Here is a 15636-nt window from a genome sequence, read left to right as displayed (position 1 = left end):
TCGCCGCGCGGCGAGATCGCGCTGGGACAAGGCGCCGCCTTCTGAAGCGACTTGGCGAGGCGTATCGCTGGCGTCACGAAGGCCCGCGGGCGCAATCGCGGGGGCCGGACCGGCGGCCAAGGGAGATCGCCCGGAATCAGGCGACCCGGACTTCCACGTTCGGCCCGCGGCAAAGGTCGCGGTCCGGACGTCTCCTATTTCAGGAACATCGCGAAAAACACGAAAGAGGGCGGGCTATTCCCGAGCCTCCGAGCGAGCGGGGGCTCCTCGTTACAAACCACGGAAGACACGGAAGGACACGGAATCGCAGCTTCGCCTTTCCGTGTCCTTCCGTGTCTTCCGTGGTTCCTTGAATTTGGAAGTCGCGCTTCGCGGCCTCGCACGACACCGCCCCGTTCGCGTCCCTTCGTGGTCCGGAATAGAGCCGCCGCGCGCCCGTCAGGCCGAGATGATCCCGGCCGCCCGCAGGTTGGCGAGGGCCTTGGCGTCGCAGCCCGCCCGGGCGGTCAGGACCTCGGCGGTGTGCGCCCCCAAGGGCGGCCCCGGCCAGCGGACGCGGCCCGGCGTGGCCGAAAGTTTCGGGAAGGCGTTCTGCATGCGGATCGGACCGAAGACGTCGTGCTCCACGGTCACGATGGTGTCGCGCGCGGCGAACTGGGGGTCCTCGAGCATGTCGGGGGCCCGGTAGACCCGGCTCGCCGGAATGCCCTTCTCCTCCAGCAGCGCCAGCAGCTCGGGGAGGTTCCAGCCGGACGTCCACTCCGAGATGAACGCATCCAGCTCGCCCTGGTTGGCGCCGCGGCTGGCGTGATCGACGAACTTCGGGTCGTCCTTCAGGTCGGGCCGTCCCATCGCCTCGGTCAGCCGGGCGTACACGTTGTCGCCGTTGCCGCCGATCAGGATCATCTCGCCGTTCTTGCAGGGATAGGCGTTGGAGGGCGCGATGCCCGGCAGGACCGAGCCCGAACGTTCGCGGGTGTAGCCCGTCAGGTCGTACTCGGTGATCAGGTTCTCCATCACCGCCAGGACGCTTTCGTAGAGCGCCGCATCGATCACCTGGCCCTTACCCGTGCGTTCGCGGGCGTGCAGCGCCATGGTGATCCCCATGACCGCGTGCATGGCCGCCAGGCTGTCGCCGATCGAGATGCCGGCCCGCGCCGGCGGCCGGTCGGGTTCGCCGGTCACATGGCGCAGGCCGCCCATGGCCTCGCCGATCAGGCCGTACCCGGCGCGCTGGGAATAGGGGCCGGTCTGGCCGAAACCCGACACGCGCGCCATGATCAGCCGCGGATTCTCGGCGGCCAGGCTCTCGTAGGACAGGCCCCACTTCTCCATCGCGCCGGGGCGGAAATTCTCGATCAGGACGTCGGCCCCGGCGATCAGCTTGCGCGCCAGCGCCTGGCCCTCGGGTTTGCGGAGATCGATCCCCACCGACTTCTTGTTGCGCCCGATCACCGGCCACCACGGCGACAGGCCCTTGGGCAGGCTGCGGCCCCACTGGCGCATGGGATCGCCGACCCGCGGGTCCTCGACCTTGATCACCTCGGCCCCGAAGTCGCCCAGGATCTGGCCGCAGAACGGACCTGCGATCAGGGTCCCCAGCTCCACGACGACGAGGTCGGCCAGAGGCCCTTCGGGAGCGCCCTGCGGCGCGGCGTTGGCTTGAGTGGTCATGGGATACGCCTTACCGGCGGTGACGCTACGGCCGGAAGCCCGGACGTCAACTTCGTCGTCAAAGCGCCCAGTCGCCGGACTTGCCCCCGGTCTTGGAGACCAGGCGCACCGTCTCGATGACCATGCCCTTCTCGGCCGCCTTCAGCATGTCGTAGAGCGTCAGACAGGCGATCGAACAGGCGGTGAGCGCCTCCATCTCGACCCCGGTCCGCCCGGCGGTCTTCACGCGCGCCGTCACCGACAATCCGCCTTCCGCAGGCTCCACCCGCACCTCGGCTTTCGAAATGGGCAGGGGGTGGCACATGGGGATCAGGTCGGAGGTCCGCTTGGCCGCCATGACGCCGGCGATCTCGGCCACGGCGCGGACGTCGCCCTTCTTGCCCTCGCCGGACAGCGCGAGCGCCAGGGTCTCGGGCGTCATGCGCAGAAAGCCCTCGGCGACGGCCTCGCGCGTGGTGACCGCCTTGTCCGACACGTCCACCATGCGGGCGCGGCCGGTCTCGTCCATGTGAGTGAGCCGACCCACTACGACTCCATCAGGCGCGGCATGAGTTCGACCATGTTGCAGGGGCCGTGCCGGCTGTCGAGCTGGGCCGAGATGACCTTGTCCCAGCCGTCCTTCACCGCCCCGTTCGAGCCGGGCAGGCAGAAGACGAAGCAGCCCTTCACGATCCCTGCCAGCGCCCGCGACTGAAGCGTGGACAGGCCCACCGACTGGTAGCTGACCAGGTGGAAGATCACCGAGAAGCCGTCGATCTCCTTGTCGAACAGCGGCCGCACGGCCTCGGGCGTCACGTCGCGGCCGGTGATGCCCGTGCCGCCGGTGGTGACGATGGCCTCCACGCCGTCGCCCACCCAGGCCAGGATCTGGGCGCGGATCTCCGCGACGTCGTCCTTCACGATGCCGCGGGCGGCCAGCTCGTGGCCCGCGCCCGTGACCCGGCCGGCCAGCAGGTCGCCGGAGGTGTCGCTCTCCTCGTCCCGGGTGTCCGAGATGGTCAGGACTGCGACCCTGACGGGCTTCAGCGTCTTGGCGGCGTCGATCTTCCCGCCAGGGGCAAGATTGGGGGCGTTCATGCGTCGGGGCTCCTCCGCTCCCTCATAGCCCACGGAAGCAAGGTGTCGCCACAGGGTGTCGTCACGAGGTCCGGTGGCGATAGCGGGGCGTCGGCGGGACCGGGAGCTACTCGAGCCGGGATATCCGCTGGCTGAAGGCCGGGAGCCGGAGCCTTTGCGCCTCGGCGTCGAACTCGGATCGGGTCAGCGGGCCGACGACGTCACCCGCGCTCACCGGCGGGTCTCCACGATGTCGCGTGACGTAGAAGTATTCGGTGACCGACCGGTCGATCCCACGCCCCCGGGGATGCCGGGCCATGACGAGGTGGCGATCGTCCGCCCCCGCGGCGAAGACGGCGGGACCGGGAAGCCCATCGCCGATGCAGTCGCCGCCAGGCAGGCTGCGACAGACCCTCGCGTCCTCGAGTACGTCGATCGCCACGAGCCTGTAGGTGTCGTCGAGCTTGCGGTCGTAGACGAAGCCGCAACCTGCGAGTCCGGCCGACGAGGCCAGGACGATCAGGAGACGCCGCACCGTCCGCCGTATCTCAGCCGCCCCACCGCTCGCGGTCGGCGTGGTCCTGGGCGGTGGGCTCGATCCAGCGTTCGCCCGACGGGCCGTGCTCCTTCTTCCAGAAGGGCGCGCGGGACTTCAGGTAGTCCATGAGGAAATCGCAGGCCTCGAAGGCGGCGCGACGGTGACCCGCGGCGGTGGCCACGAAGACGATGGGATCGCCCGGCGCGATCCGCCCCACCCGGTGCAGGATGGCGAGGTCGTGGAGGCCGAAGCGTTCGCACGCCTGATCGGCGATCCGGCCGATCTGCGCCTCGGTGAAGCCGGGGTAGGCTTCCAGTTCCAGAACCGTCGTGGCGCCGGCCTCGGCGCGGGCGAGGCCCGTGAAGGTGGCCACCGCGCCGGTCTCGGTCCGGTTGCGGGCGAAGTCCGAGAGCAGGGCGCCGGGGTCGAAGGGCGCATCGGTGAGGCGGACGCTCATCGGCCGATTAGCCTCCGCTCATCGGCGGCAGGAAGGCCACCTCGCTGGTGTCGGCCAGGACGGCGTCGTCGCGCACGATCGCCTGGTCCACGGCCACCTGGACGCCCTTGCCGGCCAGCGCCTCGCCCAGCGCGGCGTCCTCCTGGCCGATGACGGCGCACAGCGCGGAGACGGACGCCGCCTCGATCCGTCGCTCGCGCCAGCCGGCGAGGTCTCTGAGCGCGCCGAACAGCAGGACGCGGGCCATGCCTCAGCCGCCCGTGGTGGACATGTGCCGGGCGACCGCGGGGGTGCGCCGGGCGATCTCGAAGTCGTGGCCCTTCGGCTTGGCGTCGATCCCGCCGCGGATGGCCGCGATCAGGTCGGCGTCATCCCCGCCGGCCCTCAGCACGGCGCGCAGGTCGGTGGCGTCCTCCTGTCCCAGGCAGGTGTGCAGCGTGCCGGTGCAGGTCAGGCGCACCCGGTTGCAGGTCTCGCAGAAATTGTGGCTGAGCGGGGTGATGAGGCCCAGGCGACCGCCGGTCTCGGCGACCCGCACATACCGCGCCGGCCCGCCCGTGGAGAGCGGGATGTCTTCCAGGGTCCAGAAGCTCTCCAGACCGGCGCGGACCGTCTTCAGCGAGAGGTACTGGTCGGTGCGGTCGGTCTCGACCTCGCCCATCGGCATGGTCTCGATCAGGGTGATGTCGCAGCCGCGCCCGTGCGCCCAGGCGATCAGGTCGGGAAGCTCAGCGGCGTTGTCGTCCTTCAGCGCCACGGTGTTGATCTTGACCGCCAGGCCGGCCGCCTGGGCGGCCTCGATCCCGGCCAGCACCTTCGGAAGCTGGCCGCCGCGCGTCAGCGTCCGGAACAGGTCCGGCTTGAGGGTGTCGAGCGAGACGTTGATCCGTCGCACGCCGGCCGCCGCCAGTTCGCCCGCGAACTCGGCCAATCGGGTGCCGTTGGTGGTGAGGGTGAGTTCGTCCAGCGCGCCGGATCGCAGGTGGCGCGAAAGGCTGCGGACCAGATCCATCATGCCCTTGCGCACCAGCGGTTCGCCGCCGGTCAGCCGCAGCTTGCGGGTTCCCAGGGCCACGAAGGCCGAGGCCACGCGATCCAGCTCCTCCAGCGTCAACACCTCGGCCTTCGGCAGGAAGGTCATGTGCTCGGCCATGCAGTAGACGCAACGCAAGTCGCAACGGTCGGTGACCGACAGCCGCAGATAGGTCACCGTGCGGCCGAAGCCGTCCGCCAGGGGCGCGGGGTCGAGTCGCGGCTCCACGGCCCCGACAGACGATCTGGCGTCGGGTCGCGCCCTGGCGGGCATGGCGATGTCGTCGTAGGGCGTCATCCAGCTGGGAACATAGGAGGGAACGCCGCGCCGTGACAGACCCGGTGAACATCGCGGGTGCGGGCGAGCGGGCGCGGTTCGCGGCCGTCGTACTGGCCGCGGGCGCAGGACGGCGCTTCGGCGGCGGCAAGCTGCTCGCCGCGTTCGAAGGACGCCCCCTGCTGCACGGCGCGCTCGCGGCGGCGCGGGCCGCGCCGGTGGGAGAGGTCGTGGTCGTGACGGGCGCCGATCGCACGGCGGTCGAAGCGTGTGTCCGGGCGTTCGACCCGGCGATGCGCGTGGTCCATGCCCCCGACCACGCCGAAGGCATGGCGGCGTCGCTGCGCGCGGGCGTGTCCGCGCTGGGGCCTGAGGTGGAGGGCGCCTTCGTCTTCCTGGGAGACATGCCGCGGGCGCCGGTCGCCGTTCTGGAGCCCCTGGCGCGCGCCGTGGCCTCCGGCGCGCCGGCTGCGGCGCCTGAGTTCGCCGGCCGGCGCGGCAATCCCGTCGTGCTCGGCCGCGCGTTGTTCGGAGAGGTTGCGAGACTGACCGGCGACGCTGGCGCCCGTGCGATCCTGGGCGCGCTGGGAGATCGCCTCGCGCGCATACCTGCGCCCGACGACGGGGTGCTGTTCGATGTGGATCGTCCCGAGGACCTGGCCCGAAGACCTGGCCTGAAGGCCTGATCAGACCCGGATATCCAGGCGCGCGCCGCCCGAGGACGGCGCGATCCGCACCTGATCCGCCAGGTTCAGCGTTCTCGCGGCCGCGGCGAGCGTCTGCGCCGCCTGCACCGTCATGGGCAGGGCGAGGGCCGTCCAGAGCCCCTGACCGGAATTTCTCAGCTGTACGCTGACCATAGCGCTGCCTCGATATTCTGACTGCGACAATAAGGCGCAAGCGTTTAACCGGCGGTTAACTCTTATCCTCCTCAGGTTGTGTTTTGTTTCGCTTCTTGCGTGTGTCGGGCTTGCGGGCGGGAGCCCTCCGCGCGATGCTCCGCGCCATGCTGGTGATGCGCCGCCACCTGACCTGCCTGGCCGTGGGGCTCGCGTTCGCCGCCTTCGCCACGGCCGCCGCCGCGCGGGACTATGTGGTGGTCGCTTCGACCTCCTCCGCCATCGCCCGCGGCCAGGGCTTCGAGGCCGGCGCCCGGGTGGCGCTCGCGCCGGGCGACACCCTGACCCTGATGCACGCGTCCGGCGATCTGGTCCGCTTCAAGGGCGCGCCCGGCGGCGTGGTGCTGCCGCGCCGCGCCGCCAGCCAGGGCGAGGCGGATCGGCTGGCGATCCTCAAGGTGATCGTCGCGCCTGCGGCGAAGGCGACCGTGGGCGGCATGCGTGTCGCGCGCACGCGTTCGGGCGTCTGTCCCGACCCAGGTGTGATCCGGACGCTGGACGCGATCGTCCAGGCCCACCAGGGCGGCTGCCGCAACCAGGCGGCCCAGGCGCTGGATGCCTGGATCGAGGCCCGTTCGCCGGCCGAGGGCATGTGACGAGCCATCTTCCTCGTTCCAGCTAAGCTGTTGGAAAAATTATCTTATAGCTCAGTCGAACCCTTCCTTCTCCCAGGCCTTCTTAGAGGCGCGGATCGTTGAACGCTTCGCGCCAGAGCCACCCAAGGCCAAAGCCAAGGAAGGATTGTGTGATGGGCAACCAGAACAACATGGACCAGAACGACCAGACCCGCCGCCCGCAGCAGCAGGACAATCCGGGCCAGCAACAGCAGCCCAACCAGCAGCAGCAGCAGACGGATCGCGAGCGCCAGAACCGCGACCAGGACAACCGGAACCCGGGCTCCCAGCAGGGCCAACAAGGTCAGCAGGGCCAGGAAGGTCGCAACCCGCAGGCCGGGCGCTGAGTTCGCCGTCCGCCCCGCCCGCCGGGCTCGCGCCGGGCGGGGCGGACGCTCGAACAGGATCAGAGACGAAAGCGGCCCCGGCGGCCATCTGAGGCGCCAGGGCCGCAACCCGTCGGCGGCAGGACAGGGGGAGATGCCCGCCGCCAGCGATCAGATCCCATGTGGGATCCCTTCCCCGACAATCAAGACCGCCAGCGGCGCCGCGTCAGCGTAGACCGGCCAGCGCCACCGCCGCCGCCGCCTCCTCGAGGCGCGGGCGTTCCTGGCTCCACACCGCGTCGGCCGCGGCATGGCGCGCGTCCAGTGCGGCGATGTTCTGCGCGAGGGTGACCTGTTCCGCGGTCAGAGCCACGCAGCCTTCGTAGGCCGCCAGTTCGGGCGTGGCCGCGCATTGCGACACCGCAGCCTCGACGGCGGCGGTTTGGGTTGAGGCGGCGCTGGCCGAAGCGGTGCGGGCGGCGGCGAGCGCGGAGCGAGCCGCCTCGGCGTTGCGGCGCGCCGCAGCGATGCGGGGCTCGGCGTTCCCGCCGTCCCGGGCCGCGACCTGGGCGGCGGCGCTCGCCTGCCGGATTTTCTGTTCCTCGCGCGCAACGGCGGCCAGATCCGCCGTCGTCCCCGAGTTGAAGGCCTGCGCCGCCGCCAGGGCGGCGTCTATGGCCTCGGCGCCTGCGGGCTTTGCGGGAGGAGTCCCCGCGCGTTCGGACGCCGCCGCGACGGGGGCAGGGGGTGGCGCAGCCTCGGGCGCGGCGTTCTCTCGCCCCGAGTCTTGCCCCGAATCTTGCCCCGAGTCGCGCCCCGAGCACGATGTCAGGGTCGAGGCGGCGCACAGGACCATCAGCACGCGGGCGGCGGCTCCCGGCGCGCGACCCGGCGGGCGCATCATCGGCCCGAGAACTTCGGCGGCCGCTTCTCCATGAAGGCCTTCATGCCTTCCAGAGCGTCCTCGGTGCGCAGAAGGGGCAGAAGCTGGAGGAAGACGTGATGCACATGCTCGTCGAATCCTTCGGACAGGCCCATGCGCATCATCCGCTTCGAGGCCTGGACGGCCAGAGGCGCATTGGCGGCGATCTCCAGCGCCAGCGCGCGCGCCGCCGCGCCGACCTCGGCGTCGGGTACGGCCTGCGAGGCGAGGCCCAGATCCACGCATTCGGCGGCCGTCAGGGTCCGGCCGGTGAAGATGATCTCCGCCGCCTTCGACCAGCCGATCAGCCGGGGCAGGAACCAGGTGCCGCCGCTTTCGGGCACGATCCCGCGTTTCGTGAAGGCCGCGGCCAGCTTGGCGCTCTGCGCCATGATGCGGATGTCGCAGCCCAGCGCCGTGTCCATCCCGTAGCCGGCCGCCGAACCGTTGAGGGCGCAGATCGTCGGCGTGCCCAGATTGAACAGGACCGTCGGGGGTGTGGCGCGCAGGTCGATGTCGGTCGAGGTCGAGGCGCCTTCCAGCCCGGTGCTGCCCTTGGTGGCGCGGCTGAGATCGAGACCGGCGCAGAAGGCGCGCCCCGTCCCGGTGAGGATGATGCAGCGGACCTCGGGGTCACGATCGGCCTGAAGCAGGCGTTCGGCGAGCAGGCGCAGCATCGGCCCCGAGATGGTGTTCATCCGTTCGGGCCGGTTCAGGGTGATCGTCGCGACGTGTTCGCTCACCTCGTACAGCACCTCTTCGCCGGCCGAGGCTTCGGTCTGCGGGGCGAGGGCGGCGGCGCTGTCGGCCATGGCGGAGTCTCCCTGGAGGCGTGTTCTGGATCGGGCGTGTCTTGGGACGTGTTCTGGAGCCGTCACCCCAAGCTAAGACCCTGCCGCGGCGCAAGGGAACCGGATTCTGCGGGCGTCAGCCCAACGCCACCTTCATGCGGCGCACCTTCACCGAGGCGGCGATGGCGTCGGCGCGGGCCTGGTCGCCGGGCACGACCTCGCTCCAGACCTGGACGTTCCTCGGCCACTTGTCGTCGGTCTCGATGAGCCGGCTGCGGGGCACCGTCGGATCGGGCGCGTCGCCGGCGTAGATGCCTGCATAGACCTGCCCGTCGCAGGCGACATAGAATGTCGCGTAGGTCGTCTGCTGCGCGCCGTCCTGCAGAACGCAGCCCTCCGGCAGGTCGATGCGGAACGCCGCCCGCGCGCTTGAGACTTCCAGAAGGGGCATGGCCTGACTCGCCGAGCCCCAGAGACACGCCAAGGCCGCTGTGGCGGCCCACGCCTTCATCCTTTTCACGTCGCCTCCCAAGGCCCTGTGACGCTTTCGCGTTTGACGGTGTTCCGTCTTGCGGTCGGCGCGCGGTTGGCCCGCGTCGCAGCCGTTGCGTCATTCCAGACTCATCCCGCGCGGCTTCGCAACCCCTCTCGCCCGTCCGGATCGCCGCACCCTCTCGACGCCGCGATTTCAGGCAGGCACGCTAGGAGGCGAGGGGGAAGCCGGTCGTGACGATAGAGGATGAGGCGGCGCAGGCCGCCCGGGCCGATTTGCCTGGGAACGGGACGCCCTCGGATGGTGCGGCCGCGATCGGCGCGCCCTTGATCGGAGCGCCCGTGATCGGTGCGCCTGGCGCGGACACGCGGTTTCCCGCCTATCTGTTCGCCCACGGGGCCTGGTTCCTGGCCTTCGGTCTCCAGATGGTGCTGTTTCCGTACCTTGTGCGGGTGGTGCTCCAGGAGAACGAGATCCGTTTCGGCCTGGCGCAGATGTCGCTCCAGGCGCCGACGACGCTGCTCATCCTGCTCGGGGGGTTCCTGGCCGACCGCGCGGACGCGCGGCGCATCGTCGTGGTCTGCGCCCTGGCCGCCATGGTCACCTTCGCCGTCCTGGGCGGCCTGGTGGCCGGCGGCCGGCTCACCTATGGCCTGGTCATCGTCTACGCGCTGGTGGTGGGCTCGATCAGCGCCTTCTCCAATCCCGCGCGGGACTCGCTGCTCAGCCAGGTGGCGCCCGACCCCGGCAACGTGCAGAAGGCTGTGGCGGCCGCCTCCCTGGCTCAGTTCGCGGCTCAGATCCTCGGCATGGTGGCGGCCATGGTGGCGCCCCTGGTGGGCGTCGCCGCCCTGCTCTTCGGGCAGGCGGGCATGATGGCCGCCGCTTCGCTGGCGGCGCTGAAGATGCGGCCCCGGCCGATGGCGGCGCGGCCGCCGGGGATCGGACACCCGCTGGCCGTCGTCGGCCGGGATATCCGCGAAGGCTTCGCCGCCGTGGTCGCCTCGCCGGTCATCGGGCCCGTGATGCTGTGCAGCGTGGGCATGGGCGTCTGCTTCATGGGGGCCTTCGCCGTGCTGCTACCCCTGATCGTCCAGAGCTACTTCCCCGTCGAGGCCGGCGGGCGGGCCAACGCCGCCATCGCCACCGCGCTCGGGGCCTTCAGTCTCTGCTTCTGGCTGGGCAGCATGATCTCGGCCATGGTGATCATGCGCCGTCCTCCGCAGCGAAAGGGGCGGGCCTACCTTCTCGCCCTGGCGAGTGGGGCGCTGGTGCTGCTGCTCTGCGTGATTCCCATGCCGCTGTGGCTGCTCTGCGGGGCCAATTTCGCCTGGGGCCTGGGCGGGGGCGTCGCCATGACGCTGAGCCGGGGCCTGATACAGGAACATGCGCCGGCCGACCGGCGCGCCCGGGTGCTGTCGATCTTCACGCTGGGGGTCATGGGCGGCGGACCGCTGGGCGCGGTGGCCTATGGCGTTCTGGCGCATCGGATCGGGCCGCACCTGTCGCTTCTGGTCCCGTCGCTGCTGATGCTGGCGATCGTCGGGACCGTGGCGAAGCGCTCGCGGCTGCGCTTTCTCGGGCGCCCCATTTCGTGATCGGACGGACTGGCGTCGACCCTACGGAACGTCGTCGGCGTCTTTGGCGTTCTCCAGGCTCCACCATGGGAAGCGCGGAGGACGCCATGCGTCAGATCACCCTCTGGGCCGGAGCCCTCGCCGTCGGCGCGGCGCTCGGCGGTTGCGCCAGCACGAGCGGCGGATCCCGCTGGGCCGATGCGTGCCAGCGCGACTACGAACGCAACCGCGCGGCGGCCACGGCGGCCGGCGCCGTCATCGGAGGCGCGGCGGGCGCCGCGGTGGCCCGCGACGACGCCCTAGGCGCGGCCGTGGGCGCCGTCGCCGGCGGCGTGATCGCCAACCAGATCGCGCGGCGGGACGATCCGTGCGGCTATGGCTTCAGCGGCTATCCCCACAACGGCCGCTACGGCCGATGGGACGAGCGCCAGGGGTACTGGCGTCGCTGACCGGTCCGCCGGCATGGGCTTGGAGAGGCCCTCATCCCCGGTCTAGGCTGTCCTGAAAGGCGGAACGGCCGAAGACAGGGGAGGGTGGTCCATGCTGGCGGGTCTGTTTCTGGCGGCCGCGCTGATGGCCGAACCGGCGGTCGGCGCCGAGGCGAAGGCGGGCGTGGCTTCGGCGGCCAAGCCCGAAGGGCCCAAGAAGGTCTGCGTGCTCCAGGCCCAAACCGGCTCCCACTTCAAGAAGCGTATCTGCGCCACGCCTGAGGAGTGGGAGGAGCGGCGGCGTCGCGACGCCGAGGAGATGGCGAAGATGAGCGACCGTCAGGGGTTCTGTCGCGGCGACAACTGCTGACCGGCGCTGCAGGCCTGCCGGGGGCCTTGCTCAGCGCCGTTCCAGAGCCAGCCGCAGGCCGAAGGCCAGGAAGACTCCCCCGGTCAGTCGGTCCAGCCATCCCACCACCGCCGGGCGGCGGAGCATGCGCGACAGCGGCTGCGTCGCGGCGATCAGCAGGGTGAACCAGGCCAGTCCCATCAGCCCGTGAAGCCCGGCCAGCAGGAAGACGAACGGGCCGGCCGGTACGCCCTGCGGCAGGAACTGAGGCAGGAACGAGACGTAGAAGACCCCGACCTTCGGGTTCAGCAGATTGGTGAGGAGGCCGCGCCGAAGGCAGGCGAGGTTTCCGTGGGTCGGCGCCGGGCCGCTCGCCGCCGTCTCCGTTTCGAACGCGCGCCTGGGGCGCAGGATCAGGCCCAGCCCCAGCCAGACCAGATAGGCCGCCCCGGCCCATTTCAGCACCGTAAAGGCCAGCGTCGAGGCCGCGAGCAGGACACCCAGCCCCAGAGCCACCGCTGCGCCCCAGGCGAGGCAGCCGATCATCACCCCCAGCCCGGCCAGCGCTGCAGGCCGGGCGCCTTCGACGGCGGCTGTCCGCAGGACCAGGGCCGTGTCCAGCCCCGGGGTCACGGTGAGCAGGGTGGCGGCGGCGGCGAACGCCAGCAACGCCTGGGCGACGGTCATTCCCGCACCACCCGGCCGCCGTCCACCACACGATAGAAACAGGATCGCGCGCCGGTGTGGCAGGCGCCGCCGTCGCCCTGGGGCCGCACCTTGATCCACACGGCGTCCTGGTCGCAGTCGATGCGGACCTCGTCCACCACCTGAACCTGGCCGCTGGTGGCGCCCTTGTGCCAGAGTTCGCCGCGCGAGCGGCTGTAGTAGTGGGCCTCTCCCGTCTTGAGTGTCTTCTCCAACGCCTCGGCGTTCATCCAGGCCAGCATCAGGACCTCGCCGGTGTCGGCGTGGGTCGCGACGGCCGCGATCAGGCCCGCGGCGTCGAAGCGCGGCGTCAGCATCTCACCCTGTTCCAGGGCGTCCTTGGACGGGGCGGTGGGGAAGCTCATCGAAGGCGCATCCTCGGGCTGGCGGATGCGCCCCCTCTATCACCTATTCCGCGGCGATGGAGACCGGGCGCGCGCCGTCCTTGAAATTGATCTCCTGGAGGTAGCGGATGCCCTCCTCGGCGATGTCGTCGCCCACCATCCGGTCGCCCTCGGCCCGCAGCTCGTCCAGATCGACGTACAGGGCGTAGAAGCTGCGCGTCCGCTCGGTGATCAGGCCCGCCTTGAGCAGCGTCTTGATCAGCACGCGGAAGATGTTGGTCTCGTTGGTGATCCGCATGCCTGGATCGCGCGCCTTGCGACGCTCGGCGATGGCCTCGACCACCCGCTGCGGGTCCAGGCCGAAGGGCTCGAACATCTCGGCCATCTGGTTCGGCGCGCCGCGGTCGAAGAACAGCTTCTGCGCGCAGTGGGCGGTCCAATCCTCGACGATCGCACGCTCGGCCTCGCTCAGGTGCGGGATGGTGCGGTCGGCCCAGATCTTCCCGAACTTGTGGTGGAAGGCCTCGTCGGTCATCACGAGCTGGAACAGCTTGCGGGCCAGCGGGTCGCGGCTGTGCCTGAAGCCCTGGGCGAAGGCGCCCATGGCCAGGCCCTCGACCAGCATCTGCATGCCGACGATCTTCTTGTAGACCTCGGGCGCTTCGATGATCTCGACCAGCAGCGCCTTCAGCGCGGCGCTGCATTCCACCGGCCGGCCCCAGCGCGAACGCACATACATCGCGAAGGCGGTGACGTGGCGGGCCTCTTCGCGGGTCTGGTTGGCGGCGTACTCCTGGGCGCCCTGGTCCTTCAGGACGTGGCACAGGCTGGCCGACAGGTTCAGCGCGCCCTGTTCGCCGTGCAGGATCGAGGAGAAGTTGCGGAGCTGCATGTGGTTGATGAACGCCGTGCGCCGCCGGGGGTCGCTCAACGTGTCGCGCACGTAGGGCAGCCGCAGCAGGGGCACCTGATCGTCGGGCATCATCGGTTCGTTCGCCACGTCGAACGGTTCGTCGAAGTCGATGTACTTCTTGTCCAGGATCCCAGAAGTGGTCGTGGGTCGCCGAGATGATCTTGTCGAAGGCGGTCGAGCGGTTGTTGTAGCGGTCGAGCTCCAGCATCGACTCGAAGTCGTCGGGGGCCACCGCCCCGTACATGGCGTCCTTGGTGATGTTGCCGTCGGCCATCGTATCCTCCCGATCCGGCCTCTGCAGGCCCGGCCTGCACCGGCCCGGCCTGCGTCGCCTTGGCCTGTGTCGCCTTGGCCTGTGTCGGCCTGGCTTGCGTCGGTCCGTCTGCTGCGGGCCTGAGCGGCGGCAAGTCTCCTGCGCAAACAGCGGCCCGTCAAATCGCAGAGAATTTCGACTGTATCGAAATCGCTTGCGCGCCGACACGGTTTCGATATATCTGACAATCAGACATATCGAAAGGATATCGAATGCATAGACACAAGCTTTTCCACGACCACCTCGTTCGCCGCGGCCGTCACGGCTGGAGCGGCGGCATGGGGCGGCACGGCGAGCGGCGCGGGCGCTTCGGGCGCTTCTTCGGGCACGGCGACCTGCGCACCGTCATCCTCGCCCTGCTGGAGGCGCAGCCGCGGCATGGATACGAGTTGATCAAGGAGCTGGAGGACCGCACCGGCGGCGCCTACCGTCCCTCGCCGGGCGTGATCTACCCCACCCTGGCGCTGCTGGAAGACGAGGGCCGCGTCCGGCAGGCCGGCGGCGAGACCGGCCGCAAGCTGTACGAGATCAGCGACGAGGGCCGCGCCGAACTGGATGGCGACCGGACCGCCGTGGAGGCGCTCTTCGCGCGCATGGAGGACGCCGGCCGACACGCCGGGCCCGGCCGCCCGCGCGTCGAACGCGCCCTGGCCAATCTCCAGATGGCGCTGAAGGCCCGCATGGCCCGCCCGGTGTCGGCCGAGGAGCTGGACCGGATCGTCGGCATGATCGACGACACCGCGTCGTCCATCGAGCGCACCTGATCTGGCGTCCTCGCTACCGAAGACACCGATTCACGCTCCCGCAGGACGAGACGCCTGCGACGTTCGTAGGCCGGAAACGAAGGAGCCTCCGCTTTCGCGGAGGCTCGAACGTCCGGTCTTGCCGGCGGCCTATTCGGCGGCGATGAGGATCTGCTTGGCCTTGTCGGCGAAGTTGATCTCCTGGAGGTAGCGGATGCCCTCCTCGGCGATGTCGTCGCCCACCATCTTGTCGCCCTCGGACCTCAGTTCGTCGAGGTCGACGTACATGGCGTAGAACGCCTTGGTGCGGTCGGTGATGATCCCGGCGTTCAGCAAAGTCTTCACCAGCACGCGGAAGATGTTGGTCTGCTCCTTCATCCCTTCGCGGCGATCCTCGTCGGTGATGATCTCGGCCAGCTCGGCGATCACGATGTCCGGGTCCAGGCCGAACTCCTCGTAGAGGCTCCGCTGCTGTGAAGGGCCCACCAGGTTGAACAGCAGGGTCTGGAAGCACTGGGCGGCCCAGAGCTCGATGATCTCGTGCTCCTTCTCCGACAGGTGCGGGATGGTGCGGTCGGCCCAGATCTTCCCGAACTTGTGATGGAAGGCCTCGTCGGTCATGACGAGCTGCATCAGCTTCTTGGCCAGCGGGTCGTTGCTGACCTTGAAGAAGGTGGCGAAGGCGCCCATCGCCAGGCCCTCCACCAGCATCTGCATGCCGACGATCTTCTTGTAGACCTCGGGGCTGCCGATGATGTCGATCAGCAGCGCCTTCAGCGTCGGGCCGCATTCCACGGGACGGCCCCAGCGCGCCTTGATGTACTTCGCGAAGGCGGTGACGTGGCGGGCCTCTTCGCGGGTCTGATTGGCGGCGTACTCCTGGGCGCCCTGGTCCTTCAGGACGTGGCACAGGCTGGCCGACAGGTTCAGCGCGCCCTGTTCGCCGTGCAGGATCGAGGAGAAGCTGCGCAGGGCGAAGCCGTTGATGAACCGGATGCGGTCCTTCGGGTCGGACAGGTGGTCGGAGACGTACTTGGTCTGCAACGAGACGACCATGTCCTCGGGGAGGATCGACTGGTTCTCCATGTCGAACGGTTCGTCGAAGTCGATGTACTTCTTGTCCAGGGGATCCCAGAAGTGGTCGTGGGTCGCCGAGATGATCTTGTCGAAGGCGGTCGAGCGGTT

The 15636-nt window shown here is 69.9% G+C and carries 22 protein-coding genes; 7 read left to right on the top strand and 15 right to left on the bottom strand.

The annotated features are described in order from the left end of the window. Window positions 1–438: 438 nt before the first annotated feature. The 7 genes from ABS78_RS14530 to moaA all read right to left on the bottom strand — a co-directional run bounded on the left by ABS78_RS14530 (window position 439) and on the right by moaA (window position 5055). The gene (locus ABS78_RS14530) at window positions 439–1674 is read right to left on the bottom strand and encodes a CoA transferase (protein ID WP_293380565.1); all 1236 of its coding nucleotides are present in this window, start codon (window positions 1672–1674) and stop codon (window positions 439–441) included. A gap of 58 nt (window positions 1675–1732) precedes the next feature. Next, window positions 1733–2200 (bottom strand): cyclic pyranopterin monophosphate synthase MoaC, encoded by a 468-nt coding sequence (moaC, locus tag ABS78_RS14525; RefSeq protein WP_293380562.1) that lies wholly within the window; start codon window positions 2198–2200, stop codon window positions 1733–1735. Continuing rightward, window positions 2200–2751, bottom strand: a complete 552-nt coding sequence (gene moaB, locus ABS78_RS14520) for a molybdenum cofactor biosynthesis protein B (RefSeq protein ID WP_293380559.1) — start codon at window positions 2749–2751, stop codon at window positions 2200–2202. The genes moaC and moaB overlap by 1 nt, the downstream gene beginning before the upstream one ends. 106 nt (window positions 2752–2857) lie before the next feature. Then, window positions 2858–3265, bottom strand: coding sequence for a hypothetical protein (locus ABS78_RS14515; protein WP_293380556.1), 408 nt, complete (start codon window positions 3263–3265; stop codon window positions 2858–2860). Between the two features lie 13 nt (window positions 3266–3278). Beyond that, the gene (locus tag ABS78_RS14510) at window positions 3279–3725 is read right to left on the bottom strand and encodes a molybdenum cofactor biosynthesis protein MoaE (RefSeq protein ID WP_293380553.1); all 447 of its coding nucleotides are present in this window, start codon (window positions 3723–3725) and stop codon (window positions 3279–3281) included. 7 nt (window positions 3726–3732) lie between these two features. Next, complete coding sequence (locus ABS78_RS14505) at window positions 3733–3972, bottom strand: MoaD/ThiS family protein (RefSeq protein WP_293380550.1); 240 nt, start codon at window positions 3970–3972, stop codon at window positions 3733–3735. A gap of 3 nt (window positions 3973–3975) precedes the next feature. Beyond that, window positions 3976–5055, bottom strand: coding sequence for a GTP 3',8-cyclase MoaA (gene moaA, locus ABS78_RS14500; protein ID WP_293380547.1), 1080 nt, complete (start codon window positions 5053–5055; stop codon window positions 3976–3978). Between the two features lie 32 nt (window positions 5056–5087). On the opposite strand from moaA, the gene ABS78_RS14495 reads away from it, so the two are divergent. Continuing rightward, window positions 5088–5720 (top strand): nucleotidyltransferase family protein, encoded by a 633-nt coding sequence (locus ABS78_RS14495; protein WP_293380544.1) that lies wholly within the window; start codon window positions 5088–5090, stop codon window positions 5718–5720. Here the strand turns inward: ABS78_RS14495 and ABS78_RS14490 are convergent, their stop codons facing one another. After that, entirely contained in the window at window positions 5721–5894 is a 174-nt protein-coding gene (locus tag ABS78_RS14490; RefSeq protein ID WP_293380541.1) for a hypothetical protein, read from the bottom strand. 134 nt (window positions 5895–6028) lie between these two features. Here ABS78_RS14490 and ABS78_RS14485 point away from each other — a divergent pair, with 134 nt between their 5' ends. Continuing rightward, entirely contained in the window at window positions 6029–6529 is a 501-nt protein-coding gene (locus tag ABS78_RS14485; RefSeq protein WP_293380538.1) for a hypothetical protein, read from the top strand. Between the two features lie 152 nt (window positions 6530–6681). Beyond that, entirely contained in the window at window positions 6682–6894 is a 213-nt protein-coding gene (locus ABS78_RS14480) for a hypothetical protein (protein ID WP_293380535.1), read from the top strand. A 205-nt stretch (window positions 6895–7099) separates the two neighbouring features. On the opposite strand, the gene ABS78_RS14475 is transcribed toward ABS78_RS14480, so the two are convergent. From ABS78_RS14475 to ABS78_RS14465, 3 genes are all read right to left on the bottom strand, one after another. Then, window positions 7100–7777 carry a hypothetical protein gene (locus ABS78_RS14475; protein WP_293380532.1) on the bottom strand — a complete coding sequence of 226 codons (678 nt, stop codon included), beginning with the start codon at window positions 7775–7777 and terminating at the stop codon, window positions 7100–7102. Then, window positions 7774–8607, bottom strand: coding sequence for an enoyl-CoA hydratase-related protein (locus ABS78_RS14470; protein WP_293380529.1), 834 nt, complete (start codon window positions 8605–8607; stop codon window positions 7774–7776). Before ABS78_RS14470 ends, ABS78_RS14475 begins: the two co-directional genes overlap by 4 nt. A gap of 115 nt (window positions 8608–8722) precedes the next feature. After that, the gene (locus tag ABS78_RS14465) at window positions 8723–9037 is read right to left on the bottom strand and encodes a hypothetical protein (RefSeq protein WP_293380526.1); all 315 of its coding nucleotides are present in this window, start codon (window positions 9035–9037) and stop codon (window positions 8723–8725) included. A gap of 275 nt (window positions 9038–9312) precedes the next feature. Here ABS78_RS14465 and ABS78_RS14460 point away from each other — a divergent pair, with 275 nt between their 5' ends. From ABS78_RS14460 to ABS78_RS14450, 3 genes are all read left to right on the top strand, one after another. Next, on the top strand, window positions 9313–10677 hold the full coding sequence (locus ABS78_RS14460; RefSeq protein WP_293380523.1) for an MFS transporter: 1365 nt from the start codon (window positions 9313–9315) through the stop codon (window positions 10675–10677). 86 nt (window positions 10678–10763) lie between these two features. Next, window positions 10764–11105 carry a glycine zipper 2TM domain-containing protein gene (locus ABS78_RS14455; RefSeq protein ID WP_293380520.1) on the top strand — a complete coding sequence of 114 codons (342 nt, stop codon included), beginning with the start codon at window positions 10764–10766 and terminating at the stop codon, window positions 11103–11105. A gap of 91 nt (window positions 11106–11196) precedes the next feature. Next, the gene (locus ABS78_RS14450; protein ID WP_293380517.1) at window positions 11197–11454 is read left to right on the top strand and encodes a hypothetical protein; all 258 of its coding nucleotides are present in this window, start codon (window positions 11197–11199) and stop codon (window positions 11452–11454) included. Window positions 11455–11484: 30 nt separating this feature from the next. Here the strand turns inward: ABS78_RS14450 and ABS78_RS14445 are convergent, their stop codons facing one another. From ABS78_RS14445 to ABS78_RS14435, 3 genes are read right to left on the bottom strand one after another with little or no spacing between them, the layout of a single operon-like run. Further along, window positions 11485–12120: a LysE family translocator gene (locus tag ABS78_RS14445; protein ID WP_293380514.1), complete on the bottom strand. Its 636-nt coding sequence runs from the start codon at window positions 12118–12120 to the stop codon at window positions 11485–11487. Then, window positions 12117–12503 (bottom strand): phosphoribosyl-AMP cyclohydrolase, encoded by a 387-nt coding sequence (hisI, locus tag ABS78_RS14440; protein WP_293380511.1) that lies wholly within the window; start codon window positions 12501–12503, stop codon window positions 12117–12119. The genes ABS78_RS14445 and hisI overlap by 4 nt, the downstream gene beginning before the upstream one ends. A gap of 43 nt (window positions 12504–12546) precedes the next feature. Next, window positions 12547–13482: a ferritin-like domain-containing protein gene (locus ABS78_RS14435; RefSeq protein WP_293380508.1), complete on the bottom strand. Its 936-nt coding sequence runs from the start codon at window positions 13480–13482 to the stop codon at window positions 12547–12549. Between the two features lie 438 nt (window positions 13483–13920). Here ABS78_RS14435 and ABS78_RS14430 point away from each other — a divergent pair, with 438 nt between their 5' ends. Continuing rightward, window positions 13921–14472, top strand: a complete 552-nt coding sequence (locus ABS78_RS14430; protein WP_293380505.1) for a PadR family transcriptional regulator — start codon at window positions 13921–13923, stop codon at window positions 14470–14472. A gap of 129 nt (window positions 14473–14601) precedes the next feature. Here ABS78_RS14430 and ABS78_RS14425 read toward each other — a convergent pair. Continuing rightward, window positions 14602–15636 (bottom strand): ferritin-like domain-containing protein (locus ABS78_RS14425; RefSeq protein WP_293380502.1); only part of this gene is annotated, 1035 nt, incomplete at its 5' end.

It is taken from the genome of Phenylobacterium sp. SCN 70-31 (assembly GCF_001724605.1).
GTDB lineage: Bacteria > Pseudomonadota > Alphaproteobacteria > Caulobacterales > Caulobacteraceae > Phenylobacterium.
The sequence above is the reverse complement of the archived record's forward strand: the minus strand, read 5'-3'. Positions and strand labels throughout refer to the sequence as shown.

Excerpts from the sequence above, each read along its gene's own strand:
- ABS78_RS14480 (WP_293380535.1), top strand. The coding sequence starts at position 6,682 with ATGGGCAACCAGAACAACATGGACCAGAACGACCAGACCCGCCGCCCG.
- ABS78_RS14470 (WP_293380529.1), bottom strand. The coding sequence starts at position 8,607 with ATGGCCGACAGCGCCGCCGCCCTCGCCCCGCAGACCGAAGCCTCGGCC.
- ABS78_RS14510 (WP_293380553.1), bottom strand. The coding sequence starts at position 3,725 with ATGAGCGTCCGCCTCACCGATGCGCCCTTCGACCCCGGCGCCCTGCTC.
- ABS78_RS14530 (WP_293380565.1), bottom strand. The coding sequence starts at position 1,674 with ATGACCACTCAAGCCAACGCCGCGCCGCAGGGCGCTCCCGAAGGGCCT.
- ABS78_RS14430 (WP_293380505.1), top strand. The coding sequence starts at position 13,921 with ATGCATAGACACAAGCTTTTCCACGACCACCTCGTTCGCCGCGGCCGT.
- ABS78_RS14450 (WP_293380517.1), top strand. The coding sequence starts at position 11,197 with ATGCTGGCGGGTCTGTTTCTGGCGGCCGCGCTGATGGCCGAACCGGCG.
- ABS78_RS14445 (WP_293380514.1), bottom strand. The coding sequence starts at position 12,120 with ATGACCGTCGCCCAGGCGTTGCTGGCGTTCGCCGCCGCCGCCACCCTG.
- ABS78_RS14490 (WP_293380541.1), bottom strand. The coding sequence starts at position 5,894 with ATGGTCAGCGTACAGCTGAGAAATTCCGGTCAGGGGCTCTGGACGGCC.
- ABS78_RS14475 (WP_293380532.1), bottom strand. The coding sequence starts at position 7,777 with ATGATGCGCCCGCCGGGTCGCGCGCCGGGAGCCGCCGCCCGCGTGCTG.
- ABS78_RS14485 (WP_293380538.1), top strand. The coding sequence starts at position 6,029 with ATGCTCCGCGCCATGCTGGTGATGCGCCGCCACCTGACCTGCCTGGCC.
- moaA (WP_293380547.1), bottom strand. The coding sequence starts at position 5,055 with ATGACGCCCTACGACGACATCGCCATGCCCGCCAGGGCGCGACCCGAC.
- moaB (WP_293380559.1), bottom strand. The coding sequence starts at position 2,751 with ATGAACGCCCCCAATCTTGCCCCTGGCGGGAAGATCGACGCCGCCAAG.
- ABS78_RS14455 (WP_293380520.1), top strand. The coding sequence starts at position 10,764 with ATGCGTCAGATCACCCTCTGGGCCGGAGCCCTCGCCGTCGGCGCGGCG.
- hisI (WP_293380511.1), bottom strand. The coding sequence starts at position 12,503 with ATGAGCTTCCCCACCGCCCCGTCCAAGGACGCCCTGGAACAGGGTGAG.
- ABS78_RS14465 (WP_293380526.1), bottom strand. The coding sequence starts at position 9,037 with ATGCCCCTTCTGGAAGTCTCAAGCGCGCGGGCGGCGTTCCGCATCGAC.
- ABS78_RS14505 (WP_293380550.1), bottom strand. The coding sequence starts at position 3,972 with ATGGCCCGCGTCCTGCTGTTCGGCGCGCTCAGAGACCTCGCCGGCTGG.